The 18060-nt window shown below is 68.5% G+C and carries 13 protein-coding genes; 5 read left to right on the forward strand and 8 right to left on the reverse strand.

The window, feature by feature from the left end:
• A complete protein-coding gene (locus tag A5752_RS06160; protein ID WP_067083340.1) occupies positions 1-1080 on the reverse strand; it encodes an NAD(P)H-dependent amine dehydrogenase family protein in 1080 nt (359 codons plus the stop codon).
• Between the two features lie 237 nt (positions 1081-1317).
• Here A5752_RS06160 and A5752_RS06165 point away from each other — a divergent pair, with 237 nt between their 5' ends.
• Positions 1318-3153 (forward strand): acyl-CoA dehydrogenase, encoded by a 1836-nt coding sequence (locus A5752_RS06165; protein WP_067083342.1) that lies wholly within the window; start codon positions 1318-1320, stop codon positions 3151-3153.
• Positions 3154-3220: 67 nt separating this feature from the next.
• On the opposite strand, the gene A5752_RS06170 is transcribed toward A5752_RS06165, so the two are convergent.
• From A5752_RS06170 to A5752_RS06185, 4 genes are all read right to left on the reverse strand, one after another.
• Positions 3221-3865, reverse strand: coding sequence for a response regulator transcription factor (locus A5752_RS06170; RefSeq protein ID WP_067083343.1), 645 nt, complete (start codon positions 3863-3865; stop codon positions 3221-3223).
• On the reverse strand, positions 3862-5127 hold the full coding sequence (locus A5752_RS06175) for a sensor histidine kinase (protein ID WP_231983335.1): 1266 nt from the start codon (positions 5125-5127) through the stop codon (positions 3862-3864). Before A5752_RS06175 ends, A5752_RS06170 begins: the two co-directional genes overlap by 4 nt.
• A gap of 241 nt (positions 5128-5368) precedes the next feature.
• Entirely contained in the window at positions 5369-6295 is a 927-nt protein-coding gene (locus tag A5752_RS06180; RefSeq protein ID WP_067083347.1) for a TIGR03564 family F420-dependent LLM class oxidoreductase, read from the reverse strand.
• 157 nt (positions 6296-6452) lie between these two features.
• A complete protein-coding gene (locus A5752_RS06185; protein WP_067083348.1) occupies positions 6453-7751 on the reverse strand; it encodes an acetyl-CoA C-acetyltransferase in 1299 nt (432 codons plus the stop codon).
• Positions 7752-7796: 45 nt separating this feature from the next.
• Between A5752_RS06185 and A5752_RS06190 the strand changes: the two genes are divergently transcribed.
• On the forward strand, positions 7797-9149 hold the full coding sequence (locus A5752_RS06190; RefSeq protein ID WP_067083350.1) for a 3-oxoacyl-ACP reductase: 1353 nt from the start codon (positions 7797-7799) through the stop codon (positions 9147-9149).
• A gap of 69 nt (positions 9150-9218) precedes the next feature.
• Positions 9219-10070 carry a MaoC/PaaZ C-terminal domain-containing protein gene (locus tag A5752_RS06195; RefSeq protein ID WP_067083352.1) on the forward strand — a complete coding sequence of 284 codons (852 nt, stop codon included), beginning with the start codon at positions 9219-9221 and terminating at the stop codon, positions 10068-10070.
• Between the two features lie 34 nt (positions 10071-10104).
• Here the strand turns inward: A5752_RS06195 and A5752_RS06200 are convergent, their stop codons facing one another.
• Together A5752_RS06200 and A5752_RS06205 are read right to left on the reverse strand one after the other, a co-directional pair.
• A complete protein-coding gene (locus A5752_RS06200; RefSeq protein ID WP_067083353.1) occupies positions 10105-10734 on the reverse strand; it encodes a TetR/AcrR family transcriptional regulator in 630 nt (209 codons plus the stop codon).
• 51 nt (positions 10735-10785) lie between these two features.
• Entirely contained in the window at positions 10786-11952 is a 1167-nt protein-coding gene (locus tag A5752_RS06205; RefSeq protein ID WP_197500551.1) for a glycoside hydrolase family 3 N-terminal domain-containing protein, read from the reverse strand.
• 108 nt (positions 11953-12060) lie between these two features.
• Between A5752_RS06205 and A5752_RS06210 the strand changes: the two genes are divergently transcribed.
• Together A5752_RS06210 and A5752_RS06215 are read left to right on the forward strand one after the other, a co-directional pair.
• The gene (locus A5752_RS06210) at positions 12061-12234 is read left to right on the forward strand and encodes a DUF2613 domain-containing protein (protein WP_067083356.1); all 174 of its coding nucleotides are present in this window, start codon (positions 12061-12063) and stop codon (positions 12232-12234) included.
• Positions 12235-12283: 49 nt separating this feature from the next.
• Positions 12284-16444: a DUF3367 domain-containing protein gene (locus A5752_RS06215; RefSeq protein WP_067083358.1), complete on the forward strand. Its 4161-nt coding sequence runs from the start codon at positions 12284-12286 to the stop codon at positions 16442-16444.
• Here the strand turns inward: A5752_RS06215 and A5752_RS06220 are convergent.
• Complete coding sequence (locus A5752_RS06220) at positions 16437-18032, reverse strand: MFS transporter (protein ID WP_067083359.1); 1596 nt, start codon at positions 18030-18032, stop codon at positions 16437-16439. The genes A5752_RS06215 and A5752_RS06220 overlap by 8 nt on opposite strands.
• Positions 18033-18060: the final 28 nt, after the last annotated feature.

An 18060-nucleotide genomic window follows, 5' to 3' on the forward strand; every position in this document is an offset into this window, starting at 1 on the left:
CTAGGCCCAGCGCTGGGCCTGCACCTCGGGCGGCAACGTCGTCTGCAGTGGCACGTCAAGCCCGTCGTAGATGCCAGGCTTCTGCTCGACCAGCCATGCCAGCGCGCCGAGCAGCCGGTTCGCGGCAGTCGTGTTGCCGCCGTCGGCACGGGTACCACCGGGCACGTCGGCGCGGGTGGTGATCGTCAGCCGCGGGTCGCCGTCGATGATCACGCGGTGATCGCCGACGCCCTCGTCGGGATACGGCCAGTCCGGTGCGCAAGATGCGTGGATGCGAGTGATGTGGTCGATGACGATGCGCTCGCGTCCACCCGACTTGCCGATCACTTTCAACCAGAACGCACCCTGGGTGCCCTTCTCGAAGGTGCCCATCACCGTCTCGACGGATTCCTCCAGCGGGCGCCGTTCGACCTCTTCGGCGATCTCGTCGATGTCCATTCCGAGAGTGCGACCGACCAGGCGAATGTTGCCGCCCCACACCATGGTCGGGATCGACGGCAGCAACATCATCGGTGTCTCGTCCATGGAACCGCCGAACCCACACGACACCTTCACCGCGAAGGGCTGGTTGTAGGTGGAGTAGTCGAAGATCTCCTGACAGTGGATGGTCTTGATCCTGGTGCACAGCCCGGCGGCGATCACCGCGAGCGCGTCGTTGCCCCAGCCCGGGTCGACGCCGCTGACGAGCAGCGTCGAGTTGCCCTCCTCGGCGGCGCGGGTGAGCCGGTCGACCCACTCGGGCGGCGCCGAGCGTGGGTCGTAGAGGGAATACAGCGACGGCGTCACCACATGCCTGCCCGCGCGCAGGCAGCGTTCGATGTCGGCGACCGCGTCGTCGGGCCGAATATCCCCGGACGCCATGTAAGCGACGGCATCGCAGCCGGCCAACGCGGCGTCGACATCGGTGGTGGCGGACACGCCGAAAGGGCCGTCGAGCGCTGCGAACTCGGCTGCGTCCCTACCCGCCTTGTCCTGCGAAGACGTGATGACGCCCGCCAGTTCCAAGCCCGGAAAAGCGGTCGTCGAGCGGATGGCCGACGACCCCATGTTGCCCGTCCCCCAGACCGCGACGCGAAGCATCGCAACACCCTATCCGGCACCGCGTGACGATTCTCACATCGGGTCGAAATGCCCGGTCAGACACCTGTCAACTGCGGATTTCATCCCCCCGACCAACCAGGCGGTTAGTTAGTCAGAGGAAATTGTTTTGAGGTGGTTTGAGTTGAAGTTACTGATGGGTATAGTTCAGCCAGTTACTGGTGGGTAACTTAAGCAAGAAGTACCCAACCAAAGTGGCCGTCTCACCGAGGAGGAACTGTGAGCCACTACAAGAGCAACGTTCGTGACCAGGTATTCAACCTGTTCGAGGTCTTCGGGGTCGACAAGGCGCTGGGCGAAGGTGACTACACCGACCTCGACGTCGACACCGCCCGCGAGATGCTCGGCGAGATCGCCCGGTTGGCTGAGGGCCCGCTCGCAGAGTCGTTCTCCGACGCGGACCGCAACCCCCCGACGTTCGACCCCAACACCCATGCGGTGACGCTCCCCGACTCGTTCAAGAAGTCGATGCGCGCGCTGCTCGAGGGTGGCTGGGACAAGGTCGGCCTCGCCGAGGAGCTTGGCGGCATGCCGATGCCCCGCGCGCTGCAGTGGGCGCTGATCGAGCATGTTCTCGGCGCCAACCCCGCCGCCTACATGTACGCGATGGGCGCGGGCATGTGCGAGATCTTCTACAACAACGGCACCGACGAGCAGAAGAAGTGGGCCGTGCTGGCCGCCGAGCGCGGCTGGGGCGCCACGATGGTGCTGACCGAGCCCGACGCGGGCTCCGACGTCGGCGCCGGCCGCACCAAGGCTGTTCAGCAGCCGGACGGCACCTGGCACATCGACGGCGTCAAGCGCTTCATCACCTCGGGTGATTCCGACGACCTGTTCGAGAACATCATGCATCTGGTGCTGGCCCGCCCCGAGGGCGCCGGCCCGGGCACCAAGGGTCTTTCGTTGTTCTTCGTGCCGAAGTACCACTTCGACCCGGAAACCGGTGAGCCCGGTGAGCGCAACGGTGTGTTCGTCACCAACGTCGAACACAAGATGGGCCTGAAGGTCTCGGCCACCTGTGAGCTGTCCCTTGGTCAGCACGGCACCCCCGCCGTTGGCTGGCTGGTCGGCGAGGTGCACGACGGCATCGCGCAGATGTTCGACGTCATCGAGCAGGCCCGAATGATGGTGGGCACCAAGGCAATCGCCACGCTGTCGACCGGTTACCTGAACGCGCTCGAGTACGCCAAGGAACGTGTGCAGGGCGCCGATATGACCCAAATGACCGACAAGACGGCGCCGCGCGTCACCATCACGCACCACCCCGACGTGCGTCGTTCGCTGATGACCCAGAAGGCTTACGCCGAGGGTCTGCGTGCGCTGTACCTGTACACGGCGACCTACCAGGACGCCCCGGTGGCCAAGGCCGTGCACGATGTGGACGCCGAGCTGGCCGCGCGGGTCAACGACCTGATGCTGCCGATCGTCAAGGGTGTCGGCTCGGAGCAGGCGTACGCCAAGCTCACCGAGAGCCTGCAGACCTTCGGTGGCTCGGGCTTCCTGCAGGACTACCCGATCGAGCAGTACATCCGCGACGCAAAGATCGACTCGCTCTACGAGGGCACCACCGCCATCCAGGCGCAGGACTTCTTCTTCCGCAAGATCGTCCGCGACAAGGGTGTGGCGCTGGCTCACGTGGCCGGGCAGATCGAGCAGTTCGTCAAGAACGAGTCGGGCAACGGCCGGCTGAAGGCCGAGCGCGCGCTTCTGGCCACTGCGCTGGAGGATGTCCAGGCCATGGCCGCGTCGCTCACCGGCTATCTGATGGCGGCGCAGGAGAACTCGTCCGAGCTGTACAAGGTCGGCCTGGGCTCCGTGCGCTTCCTGATGAGCGTCGGCGATCTGGTCATCGGCTGGCTGCTGCAGCAGCACGCCGCGGTGGCCATCGACAAGCTCGACGCGGGTGTCAGCGGTGACGATCGCGCCTTCTACGAGGGCAAGGTCGCGGTGGCGTCGTTCTTCGCGAAGAACTTCCTGCCGATGCTCACCAGCACGCGCCAGATCATCGAAAACCTCGACAACGAGGTGATGGAACTCGACGAGGCGGCCTTCTAAGCCTCTTCTGCCGCTTCGCAACCAAAACCGCCCCCGGTCTCTTCCCGGGGGCGTTTTTGGTTGTGCGCTACGTCTTCAGGTACGAGAGTACGGCCAGCACGCGGCGGTGATGCGCATCCGACGGCGGCAGGCGGAGCTTGGTGAAGATGGCCGAGATGTGCTTCTCGACGGCACGTTCGGTGATCGAGAGGGTGTGCGCCAGAGCGCTGTTCGAGTGGCCCTCGGCCATCAGCGCGAGCACCTCGCGTTCGCGTGGTGTCAGGCTCGCCAAGGCATCGGGGCTGCGCCGGCCGAACAGCTGGCGCACCACCTCCGGGTCCAGCGCCGTGCCGCCGGCCGCGACGCGGCGTACAGCAGCATCGAACTCGGCGATGTCGGTCACTCGATCCTTGAGAAGGTAGCCGACGCCCTCCGGGGTGCCCGCGAGAAGCTCGGTCGCATAACGGGTTTCCACCCACTGGGAGAACACCAGCACGCCGGTGTCGGGCTGTGAACGACGCAGCGACACCGCCGCCACCAGTCCCTCGTCGGTGTACGACGGCGGCATACGGATGTCGACGATCGCCACGTCCGGTCTCAGATCGTCCACGGCGCTGAGCAATTCGTCGGCGGTGCTCACCTTGGCAACCACATCGTGACCGCGTTCGAGGAGCAGCTGGGCCAGACCGTCGCGCAGGATGGCGTTGTCTTCGGCGATGACGAGCCTGCTCACTGGTCGACTCCCGGTGGCACGACGGCGGTGACGACGGTCGGGCCGCCGTCGGGGCTGTCGACGGTCAGCCGGCCGTCCAGCATCGCCAGCCGGTCGTTCAGGCCGGTCAGGCCCGACCCGTTGCCGATCTGGACGCCGCCAGACCCGTTGTCGCGCACGGTGATCCGGAGTTCATGCTCGTCGCTGCGAAGCGCCACGGCGGCATGATCGGCGCCCGAGTGTCGCGACACGTTGGCCAGCAGTTCCGCCACGCAGAAGTACGCCATCGTCTCGACCCCGAGCGAGGGCCGAACGGCGAGGTCTGCCGAGACGTCGACCGGCAACGGGTTGCGCGCAGCCAGTGTGCGCACGGCGGACTCGAGACCCAAATCGAGTGCGGGCGGTCGGATGCCGCGCACGATCTCGCGCAGCTCGGCCAACGTGTCCTTGGTGTTGGCCAGCGCATCGGCAACCAGCGTGCGGCCGCGGTTCACGTCGGCCGAGGCGAAATGTTCCTCCGCGCGGGCCAGCGCCATCGCCGTCGTGATGAGCCGCGCCTGGGTGCCGTCGTGCAGATCACGCTCCACCCGCTGCAGGGTGGCCGCGGATTCGTCGACCACATCGGCGCGGGCGCGCTCCAACTGCCCGACCCGACGGTCGCGGTCGGTGGCGCCCAGAAGTCCGCGGGCCAGCGACACGTCGAGGCGGGTGACGCCGATCATCACCCAGCCCAACAGGTAGAGGCCGACAAGTCCGGCGACCGACAACGCCAGGTACACGGCGAGTGAATCAATCGGCTCGCCGAGTGTCATGAACGGTTCACCGGTCAGCAGGTACACCACCGGCGAGGCGACCGCCGAGGCGCACACCGAGATGCCGATGATGACGGCGTAGCCGACGAGGGTCATGAGCACCGAGTGCAGGGCGACGAACCCTAGGCTGCGCCAGCCGACAGCGTCGGTCAACGCTTCGGCCACCGCACGGACTCTCCCCGGGGCCGGGGCGAACGGCGGCGGCGGTTCGATTTCGGCACCGACGAGGCGGGCCAACGACCGATACAGCCGGTTCCACGCCCGCCCGCTCAACACGACGACCGCCAGCAGCGGGATGCCGACCAGCGTCACCAGCAGGAGCCCGGATGCCAGACCGGCGGCGAACAGGAACGCCACCCCGACCACCGCCAGCACGCTGGCCAGCACGAAGTACAGGTAGATGCGCCAGGATTCGGGCCGCAGCGGTCGCCGAAGATATCCGAGTGGGGCGGCAATGTCCGGAGTCGTCACGCATTCCATCGTGACGTGCAGCGGTCATCGGAAGCCATCGTGCTGGCCGGTGAATCGACGGTGTTGCCAGCCGTACCCTCACACGAAAGGGCGGGTTCGGGAGGACACCAGGTGCGTCACATCAGTCTCGCGCGGTCGGCTTTCAACCCTTGCCGACTCTTCGGAATTGTCACTCCCGAACCCGTCGTGCGACCGATCGTACGCCGGTGACGCGGATCACACCAGGGCGAATTTTCGGCGGTCAGGCGTCCTTGGAACGCAACAGCGCGCGGGTGCGCGCACGGGCCTCGGGGTCGGCGTCGAAAACGCTGGCGACGAACTCATCGACCCCGGAAGCACCCAGTTCGTCGAGCCGCTGCGACACCGTTTCCTCGTCGCCGATGATCGCCGCGTCCGCCGGACCGGTGAAGCCCTCGCGGTCGAGCATCGCCCGATACGACGGCAGTTGGCCGTAGATCGCGAACTCTTCGGCGGCTTTGGCCCTCGCCGCGTCGACGTCGTCGGTGACGCTGATCGGCAGTGAGGCCACGACGCGCACCGAGCCCTCGTCGCGGCCCGCCTCGGCGGCGGCCTCACGCAAAGTCGGGACGACGTGGTTGGCCAGCGTCTGAGGTCCCGTCATCCACGTCATCGTCCCGGCGCTGCGCCGACCGGCCAGGCGCAGCATCTGCGGTCCGAGCGCCGCGAGGTAGACGTCCGGCCGCGGTGCGCCGGGCACCTTCAACGAGCCGCGCGTCGTCCAGAACTCGCCGGACGCGTCCGCGGGCTCGCCGTTCAGCAGCGGCTGCAGCGCGTCGAGGTACTCGCGCATCTGCCGCACCGGCTTGTCATACGAGATGCCCCACACTCCTTCGGTCACCATGCGGTGACTCAACCCGATCCCCAGGGTGAAGCGCCCGCCCGCGATGGTGTTCAGCGTCAGCGCGCGCTGGGCCAATTGCGTGGGGTGCTGGACCTGGATCGGGATCACACCCGAGGCCACCTCGATGGTGTCGATCTCGCGGAACGCGACGGCCAGGATCGTCAGCAGGTCGGGGTCGTAGGGCAGCTGCGCCATCCACACCCGGCGAAAGCCCTCGTCCCGCAGCGACCTCAGCTTGTCCAGGCTTGCGTCGAGCGGAGAACGTCCGTCATCGAGAAGTCCGGTGAGTGCGACGCTGGTCTGCATCCCACCATCGAAGCACGGGCCCGAAACGTTAAGTGCCCCGTACTGCCGTCGGGTCGGGGGGTCAGACGGCAGTACGGAGCTATCCCATGTATCGGCGCCGTTTCGGAGGGTGTTACAACCGCCGGAATTAATTTTTTCGGCGGTTTTCCGGCTGCCCTCAGGCCTCGAGGATCGCGGTCACACCCTGGCCGCCAGCTGCACAGATGGAGATCAGGCCGCGCACCGGCTTGCCGGTTTCCTTCTTTTTTTCGGCGAGCTGCTTGGCCAACTGGGCGACAATGCGCCCACCGGTCGCGGCGAATGGATGGCCTGCCGCAATCGAGGACCCGTTGACGTTCAGCTTCGACCGGTCGATGGACCCCAGGGCCGCGTCCAGGCCGAGGCGCTCCTTGCAGTACTCCTCGGACTCCCAGCCCTGCAGCACGGCGAGCACCACGGACGCGAACGCCTCGTGGATCTCGTAGAAGTCGAAATCCTGCAGGGTCAGCCCGTTGCGGGCCAGCAGCGGCGGCACCGCGTACGTGCCTGCCATCAGCAGGCCGTCGCGGCCGTTGACGTAGTCGACCGCCGCGGTCTGCGAGTCGACGAAGTACGCCATCGGCTCGATCGAGTGCTGCTCGGCCCACTTCTCGCTGGCGAGCAGCGCCACGGAGGCACCGTCGGTCAGCGGGGTGGAGTTGCCCGCCGTCATGGTCGCGTCACCGTTGCGGACCCCGAACACGGGCTTGAGCTTGGCGAGCTTCTCGGCCGACGAATCGGGCCGCAGGTTGTTGTCGCGGTACAGACCGAGGAACGGCGTGACGAGGTCGTCGAAGAATCCGCGGTCGTAGGCGGCGGTCATGTTGCGGTGGCTCGCGGCGGCCAGTTCGTCCTGGTCGACGCGCTTGATGCCCATCTCCTTGGCGGTGACGGCGGCGTGCTCACCCATCGACATGCCGGTGCGAGGCTCGCTGTTGACCGGGATCTGGATGCCCAGCGAGGCGGGCAGCTTGCCGACGAGCTTGAGCCGGTCGACGTTCGACTTGGCGCGGCGCAGCCCGAGCAGGGTGCGGCGAAGGTCGTCCCCAAGTGCGATCGGCGCATCTGAGGCCGTGTCCACGCCGCCGGCCGCGGCCACCTCGTAGCGACCCGAGGCGATGCCGTCGGCCGCGCTGATCGTCGCCTGCAGCCCGGTGCCGCACGCCTGCTGGATGTCGAACGCCGGCGTGTACGACGACAGAGCGCTGCCGAGCACGCATTCCCGGATCAGGTTGAAGTCGCGGCTGTGCTTGAGCACGGCTCCGCCGATGACCGCGCCGAGGGTCTCGCCCTCGAGGTTGAAGCGCTCAATCAGGCCGCCGAGCGCGGCGGTGAACATGTCCTGGTTGGAGGCACTGGCGTACGCGCCATCGGAGCGGGCGAAAGGAATTCTGTTGCCACCGAGAATGGCGACGCGTCGGCGGGTATCACTAGGCATGTACCCATAGTACCCACCCTTCTTACTCTGGAGTAAGTTCGTCCCATGGCTTCCGATCTGTACTCGCAAATCGTCCATTCGGCGCCGGGGTCGTTCCTCGCCAAACAACTCGGCATCCCCCAGCCCGAGACGCTGCGCCGCTACAAGCCCGGCGAACCGCCGCTTTCGGGCACGTTGCTGATCGGCGGTGAGGGCCGGCTCGTCGAGCCGCTGCGCACCGCGCTCGCCGAGGACTACGACGTCGTCTCCGACAACCTCGGCGGTCGCTGGGCCGACTCGTTCGGCGGGCTCGTCTACGACGCCACCGGCATCACCGAACCGGCCGGGCTGAAGGGCCTCTACACGTTCTTCACCCCGCTGCTGCGCAACCTCGGGTCATCCGGCCGCGTCGTCGTCCTCGGCACCACCCCGGAGCTGGCAGGCAGTGAGCACGAGCGCATCGCGCAGCGGGCGCTCGAGGGCTTCACCCGGTCGCTGGCCAAGGAGATGCGCCGCGGGGCGACCGTGAACCTGGTGTACGTGTCGCCGGAGGCGAAGCCCGCCGCGACGGGTCTGGAGTCGACGATGCGGTTCCTGCTGTCGGGCAAGTCGGCCTACGTCGACGGCCAGGTGTTCCGGATCGGCCCCGACGACGCGGCCCCGCCGGCGGACTGGGACCGCCCGTTGGACGGCAAGGTCGCGATCGTCACCGGCGCCGCGCGCGGCATCGGCGCGACGATCGCCGAGGTGTTCTCCCGCGACGGCGCGAAGGTCGTGTGCATCGACGTCGAGCAGGCGGCCGAGGCGCTGGGGCAGACGGCGTCGAAGGTCGGCGGGACGGCACTGACGCTCGACGTGACCGCCGAGGACGCGGTCGACAAGATCACCGAGCACCTACGTGAGGTGTACGACGGGCACGCCGACATCCTGGTCAACAACGCGGGCATCACCCGCGACAAGCTGCTCGCCAACATGGACGAGGGACGCTGGGACTCCGTCGTCGCGGTGAATCTCGTTGCGCCGCTTGCCCTTGCCGAGGGTCTAGTGAACAACGGCGTGATCGGTCAGGGCGGCCGGGTGGTCGGACTGTCGTCGATGGCCGGCATCGCGGGCAACCGCGGGCAGACGAACTACGCGGCGACCAAGGCGGGCATGATCGGGCTGACCGACAGCCTGTCGCAGGCCTACGTCGACAAGGGCGTCACGGTCAACGCTGTGGCGCCGGGCTTCATCGAGACCAAGATGACCGAGGCGATTCCGCTGGCCACCCGCGAGGTGGGCCGCCGGCTCAATTCGCTGTACCAGGGCGGCCAACCGGTCGACGTCGCCGAGACCATCGCCTACTTCGCCAGCCCGGCGTCCAACGCCGTCACCGGCAACACGGTGCGGGTCTGCGGCCAGGCATGGCTGGGGGCGTGACCGAAGGCGACGACGAGTGAGGATCGCAGCGAGGAACGAGCGAGGACCGGAGCGAGAAGGAGTCGAGGCATGACAGGTGCGAGCCAACCGTCCGGGCTGATGAACCTGGCGCGCGCGGCGGCGGGCGCCCTGCCGTTCGTGCCGCGCGGCGAGTCGCTGCCCGACCGCACGCTGACCGTCGAAGACCTGAGCATCGATCCACAGAACGTGGCGGCCTACGCCGCGGTGACCGGACTGCAGTTCGGCGACACCGTCCCGCTGACGTATCCGTTCGCGCTCACCTTCCCGACGCTGATGTCGTTGGTCACCGGCTTCGACTTCCCGTTCGCGGCAATGGGTTCGGTGCACATCGAGAACCACATCACGCAGTACCGCCCGATCGCGGTGACCGACTCGGTGTCGGTGAAGGTGCATGCGGAGAATCTGCGCGAGCACCGGCGGGGTCTGCTGGTCGACATCGTCACCGACGTCAGCGTCGGCAACGAGCAGGCGTGGCATCAGATCACCACGTTCCTGCACCAGCAGCGCACGAGCCTGTCCGACGAGCCGAAGCCGCCGCCGCAGAAGCCGCCGAAACTCGGTCCGCCGAACGCGATGCTGCGTATCACGCCGGGACAGATCCGGCACTACGCGTCGGTGGGCGGCGACCACAACCCGATCCACACCAGTGCGATCGCGGCCAAACTGTTCGGGTTCCCGACCGTCATCGCGCACGGGATGTTCAGCGCGGCAGCGGTTCTGGCGAACATCGAGGGCCAGCTGCCGGATGCGGTGAAGTATTCGGTGAAGTTCGCCAAGCCGGTGGTGCTGCCCGCGAACGCGGGCCTGTACGTCGACCGGGTGTCCGACGGCTGGGATCTGACGTTGCGCGACATGAAGAAGCGCGAGCCGCATCTATTCGGGACGGTCCGTTCGCTGTAAGCGTGTCGAGACTGCGCACGGATCGCGATTGGAGCTAGTTCGGCGATCGCACCGCAGTCTCGATGGGGTGATCGGACGGGGTGCCCTTGAGGCCGCGCCAGAACAGGTTGATCATCAGTTCGGCCGCCTCGTCCACACCGGCGTCGCCCGTGCTGACCCGCGACGCCACCGCCTCACCGGCACCGACCAGTGCGACGGCCATCATGTCGAAATCGGTGTCGGGCTCCGGGTTTCGGGTGCCCGAGCGCAACAACCGGCCGACCAGGTCGATGATGCGCTCGCGGCCCTCGCGCACGGTGTGGGCGAACGCCTGCGAGCTGGTGGCCTGGCTGTAGAGCACCATCCACGACGCCCGGTTGGCGTCGATGTAGTTCAGGAACGCCAGCACGGCGGTGCGCAGCAGGTCTTTCGGGCTCTGCTTGAAGTCGATGCGGCTGCGCACGTCGTCGACGAACCGCGCCAGCTCCCGGTCCAGGCACGCCGCGAACAGCTCCTCCTTGGACCCGTAGTACAGGTACAACATCGGCTTGGAGATCTGCGCCTCGGCCGCGATCGCGTCCATCGACGTCTCGTGATAGCCGTTGACCGAGAAGATCTGCACGGCGGCGTCCAGCATCTGCTGCTCGCGCACCGCGCGCGGTAACCGCTTGGTTCCTCCGGCCATTCCACCAGGGTAAGCAATCCGCCCGCCGGAGGAGTGCGCAGCAGGTAGGGACTAGCAGCGCGGGTTGGGCCCCTTTACCGCCGCCATCCGCAGAACCGACGCGTCGACGCTGGACATCGACAGCTCCCCGGCTTCCAACGCCTTCTCCAACCGGTCGAGCACCGCGGGCACCTCGCCGGTGCTCAGCCACAGCGCGACGTCGGCGCCTGCCTGCAGGCTCCGCAGCGCCGCCTCGGCGACCCCGAACCGGTCTGTGATGGCCCGCATACCGGACAAATCATCGGTGAACACGGGGCCGTTGAACGGCTGGCCGCCGTAGTTGCCCGACCGCAGCAGCGCGTAGGCCGCCGGGCTCAGGCTGGCCGGGTCGCTGCCGGTCAGCCCGGGCACCTGTAGGTGACCGACCATCACACCGACCGGCGCCTGGCTGGTCAGCGTTCGGTACGGCACCAGATCGGTTGTCTGCAGGTCGCTGAGCGGTGGCGTCGTGACGCCGCCCGTGTGCGAGTCGCCCGAGAGGCGCCCATGGCCGGGGAAGTGTTTGAGCACCGGCATCACACCGCCGTCTCGCAGGCCACGGGCATACGCGCCGGCGAAATCGGTGACGACGGCCGGATCGGAGCCGAACGACCGGTCGCCGATGGCGCCGCCCCCATCGACGTCGACAACCGGCGCGAAGTCGACGGTGATACCGAGCCCGCGCATGGCCTGGCCCCGCTTCAGCGCGATGCTGTACACCTCTTCCGGCGTACTGCTGGCGGCCAGCGAGGCCGGCGCCGGTTGGCTGCCGATCAGCCCGGCCAGCCGCGACACCTGGCCGCCCTCCTCGTCGACGCTGACCGCGAGCGGTAGCGGGGTCGCCGATCCTGCGATGCCTGCCAACGAGCCGTCAGACAGCATCGACAGGTCGGTCCAGCTGCCGACGAAGATGCCGCCGACGTGGTGATTGTCGACGACCGCACGCGCGTCGGCCGCGTTGGAAACGCCCACCATCAACAGCTGGGCGAGCTTGTCGCGGGTCGACATCGACGCCAGCAGGGAATCCCCGGCTCCGCATGGGGGGGCCGCCGGCGCGGCCGGAGCCTCGGGCACGGCCGTCGCCGCCTTGGTGATGGGCGCCGACGACGCTGACGGCTCGGCCTCCTGCGCGGCAGGCGAGCACGCCATCAACAAGATCGGTGTGGCAGCGAGGACACACAATGCGCGGGGCAAGGCCATGGGCTTCGACACTAACTGCTGTCGCGCTTCACATCTATCTCGTGGTCGGCGTGTACCCCGAGAACCTGGGTTCAGCTGCGGACATGGCCCGCGTGCTACTTTTGCCGCATGGATCGGTTCCTCGTGCCAGCCGCCGCCAGCGTCGTGGTCGGCCTGCTGCTGGGCGCGGCGGCCGTCTTCGGTGTGACGCTGATGGTGCAGCAGGACAACAAGCCACCTCTGCAAGCGGGCGATCCGGCGTCTTCGGTGCTCAACAGGGTCGAGTACGGCGACCGCACCTGATTCTCGGGTCGCCGCGCAGACGACCCCGCTCTCCCGGCGCTGGTTGTGGGTGGCCGCTGCGGCGGCACTTGTCCTGACGTTCGCCCAGTCACCCGGACAGATCTCCCCCGACACCAAGCTTGACCTGACCGCCAACCCGCTGCGATTCCTGGCGCGCGCGTTCAACCTCTGGAACAGCGAGCTGCCGTTCGGTCAGGCGCAGAACCAGGCCTACGGCTACCTGTTCCCGCACGGCACCTTCTTCCTGATCGGCGACGTCGTCGGGCTGCCCGGCTGGGTCACTCAGCGGCTGTGGTGGGCGCTGCTGCTGGTCGTCGGGTTCTGGGGCATCGTGCGGGTGGCCGAGGCGCTCAACGACGGGCGCGGCATCGGCAGCCCGACGTCGCGCGTCATCGCCGCGGTCGCGTATGCACTGTCCCCGCGGGTGCTGACCACGCTCGGCGCGATCTCCTCCGAGACCCTTCCGATGATGCTGGCGCCGTGGGTGCTGCTGCCGGTGATCCTGGTGCTGCGGGGCGATCCGCGAGTGCGGGTGCTCGCGATGCGATCCGCGGTGGCGATTGCGTTGATGGGTGCGGTCAACGCGGTGGCCACGATCACCGGCTGCCTGTGTGCGGTCATCTGGTTGGCGTGCCACCGGCCCACGAGGCAGTGGTGGCGGTTCACCGCATGGTGGGCGCTCGGTATCGCGCTGGCGGTGCTGTGGTGGGTCGTCGCGCTGCTGATGCTGGGCCGGGTCAGCCCGCCGTTCCTCGACTTCATCGAATCCTCGGGTGTGACCACGCGGTGGATGTCGCTGACCGAGATGCTGCGCGGCACCGACGCGTGGACGCCGTTCGTGGCGCCCAACGCGACGGCCGGCGCCTCGCTGGTGACCGGTTCGGTCGCGGTGCTGGCCACCACCCTGGTGGCCGTCGCGGGCCTGGCGGGGCTGGCCTTGAAGACGATGCCCGCCCGCGGTCGGCTGATCATCATCCTTTTGGTCGGGGTCACGCTACTGGCGCTCGGCTATTCCGGCGGGCTCGGCTCGCCCGTCGCGCTGCAGGTTCAGGCGTTCCTCGACGCGTCCGGGACGCCGCTGCGCAACCTGCACAAGCTCGAACCGCTGTTACGGCTGCCGCTGGCGTTGGGGTTGGCGCATCTGCTCGGGCGCATCCCGCTGCCGGGGAGCGCACCGCGCGAGCAGTGGACGACCGCGCTGGCACACCCCGAACGGGACAAACGCGTGGCGGTGGGGATCGTGGTGCTGGTTGCGCTGGCCGCGGGAACGTCGCTGGCGTGGACCGGACGGCTTACTCCCCCAGGTGCTTTCGAGGCGATCCCGCAGTACTGGCATGACACCGCCGACTGGCTCGACGAACACAACACCGACGGCCGCGTTCTGGTCGCGCCGGGTGCTCCGTTCGCCACCCAGGTGTGGGGCAACAGCCACGACGAACCGCTGCAGGTCCTCGGCGACAGCCCGTGGGGTGTGCGCGACTCCATACCGCTGACCCCGCCGGAGACCATCCGCGCGCTGGACTCCGTGCAGCGACTGTTCGCCGCGGGTAGACCGTCCGCAGGCTTGGCGGATACCCTTGCCCGCCAGGGTATTTCGTATGTCGTCGTGCGCAACGACTTGGATCCGGAGTCGTCCCGTTCGGCGCGACCGCTGCTGGTGCACCGCGCCGTCGACGGCTCACCCGGCCTGGAGAAGGTCGCCGAGTTCGGCAATCCGGTCGGCGCCGGTACCCTGGCCGGATTCGTCTCCGACAGCGGCCTGCGGCCCCGCTACCCCGCCGTCGAGATCTACCGGGTGCACGCCGAAATCCCCGTGACGCCTTACCTCGTCGATACGGATCGCATGGCGCGGGTGGACGGTGCGCCCGAGGCGCTGCTGCGGCTCGACGAGCGCCGCCGGTTACAGGGCCGGCCGCCGCTGGGACCGATGCTGTTGACCCCCGACGCCGAACGCGCGGGCGTGCCGACCCCCGTCGTCACAGTCACCGACACCCCACTCGCCCGGGAGACCGACTACGGCCGCGTCGACGACCATTCCTCGGCGATCCGCACCCCCGACGATCCACGCCACACCCACAACCGGGTCATCGACTATCCCTCTCCCGGCGCCGATCTCGTCTACGGGCAGTGGAACGGCGGCCGCGTGTCGGTGTCGAGTTCGGCGGCCGATTCGACCGCGCTTCCCAACGTCGCACCAGCGACCGGTCCGGCCGCGGCGGTGGACGCCGACCCGTCGACGAGTTGGGTGTCGAACTCGCTGCAGTCCGCGATCGGCCAGTGGATGCAGGTGGACTTCGACCACCCCGTCACCAACGCGACCATCACCGTCACGCCCAGCGCCACCGCGGTCGGTGCGCAGATCCGGCGCATCGAGATCTCGACGGTCAACGGGACCAGCACCCTTCGCTTCGATGAAGCGGGCAAACCGCTGACCGCCGCCCTGCCCTACGGCGAATCACCGTGGGTGCGGCTCACCGCCGTCGCGACCGACGACGGTTCGGCGGGCGTGCAGTTCGGCATCACCGACCTCGCCGTCACTCAGTACGACGCGAACGGCTTCGCCCACCCCGTCAGCCTGCGCCACACTGTCGCGGTGCCCGGTCCGCCACCGGGTTCGACTGTGGCGCAATGGGATCTGGGATCGGAATTGCTGGGCCGTTCGGGCTGCGCCGAGAGCCCGACCGGTTACCGCTGCGCCGCGTTGATGGCGCTCTCAGCGGAGGAGCCGGTCAACCTGAGCCGCACGCTGACCGTGCCGGCGCCGATCGCGGTGACGCCGACGGTGTGGGTGCGGGCCCGTCAGGGGCCGAAGCTGGCCGACCTGATCAGCGCGCCGGGCGCCGCACGTGCGATGGGCGACGCCGATCCGATCGATGTGCTCGGTTCGGCCTACGCCGCGGCCGATGGCGATGCAGGCACGGCGTGGACCGCCCCTCAGGGTGTCGTCCAACAGGGGACGCCGCCCACGCTGACGCTGAAGCTGCCCCGCCGAAGCGAGGTCGCCGGGCTGCAGGTGACACCGAGTCCCTCGGAGCTGCCGGCACATCCGACGCTGGTGGCGGTCGACCTCGGCGACGGCCCGCAGATCCGTCCGGTGGCCGGCGACGCGGGCGCGCAGACGCTGCACCTCAAACCGCAGGTCACCGACACCGTGACGGTCTCCATCCTCGACTGGGACGACGTCATCGACCGCACCGCGCTCGGCTTCGACCAGCTCAAGCCGCCCGGCCTCGCCGAGGTCACCGCGCTCGACGCACGGGGCGAACCAATCGCCGCCGCCGACGCCGATGCCAACCGCGAGCGCAGGATCGAAATGCCCTGTGGCAAGGGGCCGGTCATCGGTATCGCGGGTGAGTTCGTGCAGACCTCGCTCACCACGACCGTCGGTGCGCTGCTCGACGGTGAGCCCGTCGCCGCACACCCGTGCCGGACCGAACCGATCCTGCTGCCCGAGGGACAGCAAGAGCTGGTCATCAGCCCCGGCGGCGCGTTCATCGTCGACGGGGCACGACTCGCCGGGCCGCAGGCCGACGAAATACGCCCGGCGCCAACCACTCCCGCGCACGTCGGGCATTGGAGCGCGGACCGCCGTGAGGTGACCGTCGCCCCGTCGTCGGCGTCCCGCATCCTCGTCGTCCCGGAAAGCATCAACCCCGGGTGGGTCGCCCGCGACAGCGGTGGAACCGCACTGACGCCGATCACGGTGAACGGCTGGCAGCAGGGGTGGGTACTGCCGCCGGGCACGGCAGGGCCGGTCACGCTGAGTTTCCCGGCGAACGCGCCCTACCGCGCCGGGCTCATCGGAGGCCTGGCGCTGCTGCCGGTGCTCGCCCTGTTGGCGTTGCTGCCGATGCGCAGGCGACCCGCCCCCGCGAACCCGGTGCCGGTGTGGCGTCCGCACCCGTACGCGGTGGGCGCCGCGGCACTGCTCACGGGCACCGCCATCTCGGGGGTGACGGGCTTCGTGATCGTCGGAGTTGCGCTGGGAATCCGCTATCTGCTGCGCAACCGCGAAAAGCTCTGCGAGGCAATCACGGTCACTGCCGCGGCCGGCGGGCTGATCCTCGCCGGGGCGGTGTTGAGCCAGAACCCGTGGCGATCGGTCGACGGCTACATCGGACATTCGTGGGGTGTGCAGCTGCTGACGCTGATCTCGGTGGCCACCGTCGCCGCATCGACCGTGCCCATCCGGTCGAGCCGGCTCAGTTGACCGCGATCAGGTGCTCGAGCTTGGGTTCGCCGACGACGTACTTCTCGACCTCCTGTTCGGCGATCAGGTCCTGACCCGTCTGCCGCACGACGTGTTGGTGCAGGTGCTCGTACCACGACCGCACGACAAACGCCTCGACGAACGTGTGGGGGAATTCGCCGCTGCGGAACAACCGCCATTGCGCGGCCCCGGTCCGCTGGCGTGAGCGCCTCACCCGGTCCATCGCGGCGATGAACGATGCCTCGTTCTCCGCTGCGACCTTGTACGTCTTGAGCACCAAGACCGGTCCGTCGGGCGGGGCGGGTTCGAACACCAGCGCCGGCTCCGGCCAGTGCGCCGACGGTTCGACATCGAGATTGCCGGTGCCCGGGTGCAGCGGCCACCACACCAGCGACACCGCGCACACGGCGAGCATCCCGGCCGCGATCAGCAAGGCCGTCACGCTGCTGGTGGCGCCGGCTACCAGGCCCCAGACCAGCGAGCCGATGGCCTGTCCGCCCATGAACACCAACTGGTAGACCGACAGCCCGCGCGCGCGCACCCAGGCCGGAAGGCTCAGCTGCATCGACGCGTTCAGCGTCGACAAGGTGAGCAACCACGACAGGCCGCCGACGACCATCGCGACGATGACAACGCTCAGCACCGGAACGAGCGCGAGCACGACGGTCGCGAGCGCGAAACCGACCGCGCCGACGGTCAGCAGCGCATTGCGCCCGAACCGCACCTGCAGCCGGGACAACACCATCGCCCCGCAGACCGCTCCGACGCCCAGGGCGCCCAGCAGCACGCCGTAGCCCGCGGACGACAGATGCAGCTGCCGGTCGGCGATGACCGCCAGCAGCCCCCACAACGCGCTACCCGGGGCGATGAACAGCAGCGCCCGCAGCAGGATGCGGCGGATCACCGGCGAACTGCGGATGTAGCGTCCGCCCGCGGTCAACGCCGACAACGGGCGCTCGGTCGGCAGCAACCGATCCGTGGTGGGCCGGCGCCACGAGAAGAGCACCACCACGATCCCGGCGAATGACAGCGCGTTCAGGGCGAACACCATCGTGGGCCCCGACAACGACACCAGCGCACCCGCGATCGCCGGCCCGATCGCCCTCGCACTGTTCATGGCCAGGCTGGTCAGCGCTGCCGCGGCCGGAATCTGTTCGCGCGGAACGAGTTCGGGCTGAATGGCCTGCCACGCCGGAGCGGTCAGCGCCTGTCCGCAGCCGACCAGGAACAACAGGATCAGCAAGACGGTGGGCGTCGTCAGCCCCACTCCGGTCAGGATCGCCAGCAGAGAGACACCGGCCGCCATCGCCGACTGCGTGGCGATCAGCAGCCGTCGCCGGTCGGTCAGGTCGGCCACCACGCCGGACGGCAGCGCCAACAACATCACCGGCAACGTCGTCGCCGTCTGAACCAGGGGCACGAGCACGGCGGCGTTGGGATCGGCGACCAGCATCCACTGCGCGCCGACGGTCTGCATCCAGGTGCCGAGATTCGAGACGAGCTGTGCGATCCACAGCGCACGGTAGGTCGGCGAGGACAGCGGTGCCCACGCCGACGGTGCGGCGCGGACACTCGACGATGCCGCCATATTGTTCTGGCCTTTCCTGTGGATCACG

The organism is Mycobacterium sp. 852002-51961_SCH5331710 (assembly GCF_001665535.1).
Classification (GTDB): Bacteria; Actinomycetota; Actinomycetes; order Mycobacteriales; family Mycobacteriaceae; genus Mycobacterium.

Coding starts and splice junctions, on each gene's coding strand:
- A5752_RS06185 (WP_067083348.1), bottom strand. CDS start 7,751: ATGCCTAGTGATACCCGCCGACGCGTCGCCATTCTCGGTGGCAACAGA.
- A5752_RS06160 (WP_067083340.1), bottom strand. CDS start 1,080: ATGCTTCGCGTCGCGGTCTGGGGGACGGGCAACATGGGGTCGTCGGCC.
- A5752_RS06195 (WP_067083352.1), top strand. CDS start 9,219: ATGACAGGTGCGAGCCAACCGTCCGGGCTGATGAACCTGGCGCGCGCG.
- A5752_RS06210 (WP_067083356.1), top strand. CDS start 12,061: ATGGATCGGTTCCTCGTGCCAGCCGCCGCCAGCGTCGTGGTCGGCCTG.
- A5752_RS06180 (WP_067083347.1), bottom strand. CDS start 6,295: ATGCAGACCAGCGTCGCACTCACCGGACTTCTCGATGACGGACGTTCT.
- A5752_RS06205 (WP_197500551.1), bottom strand. CDS start 11,952: ATGGCCTTGCCCCGCGCATTGTGTGTCCTCGCTGCCACACCGATCTTG.
- A5752_RS06200 (WP_067083353.1), bottom strand. CDS start 10,734: ATGGCCGGAGGAACCAAGCGGTTACCGCGCGCGGTGCGCGAGCAGCAG.
- A5752_RS06190 (WP_067083350.1), top strand. CDS start 7,797: ATGGCTTCCGATCTGTACTCGCAAATCGTCCATTCGGCGCCGGGGTCG.
- A5752_RS06220 (WP_067083359.1), bottom strand. CDS start 18,032: ATGGCGGCATCGTCGAGTGTCCGCGCCGCACCGTCGGCGTGGGCACCG.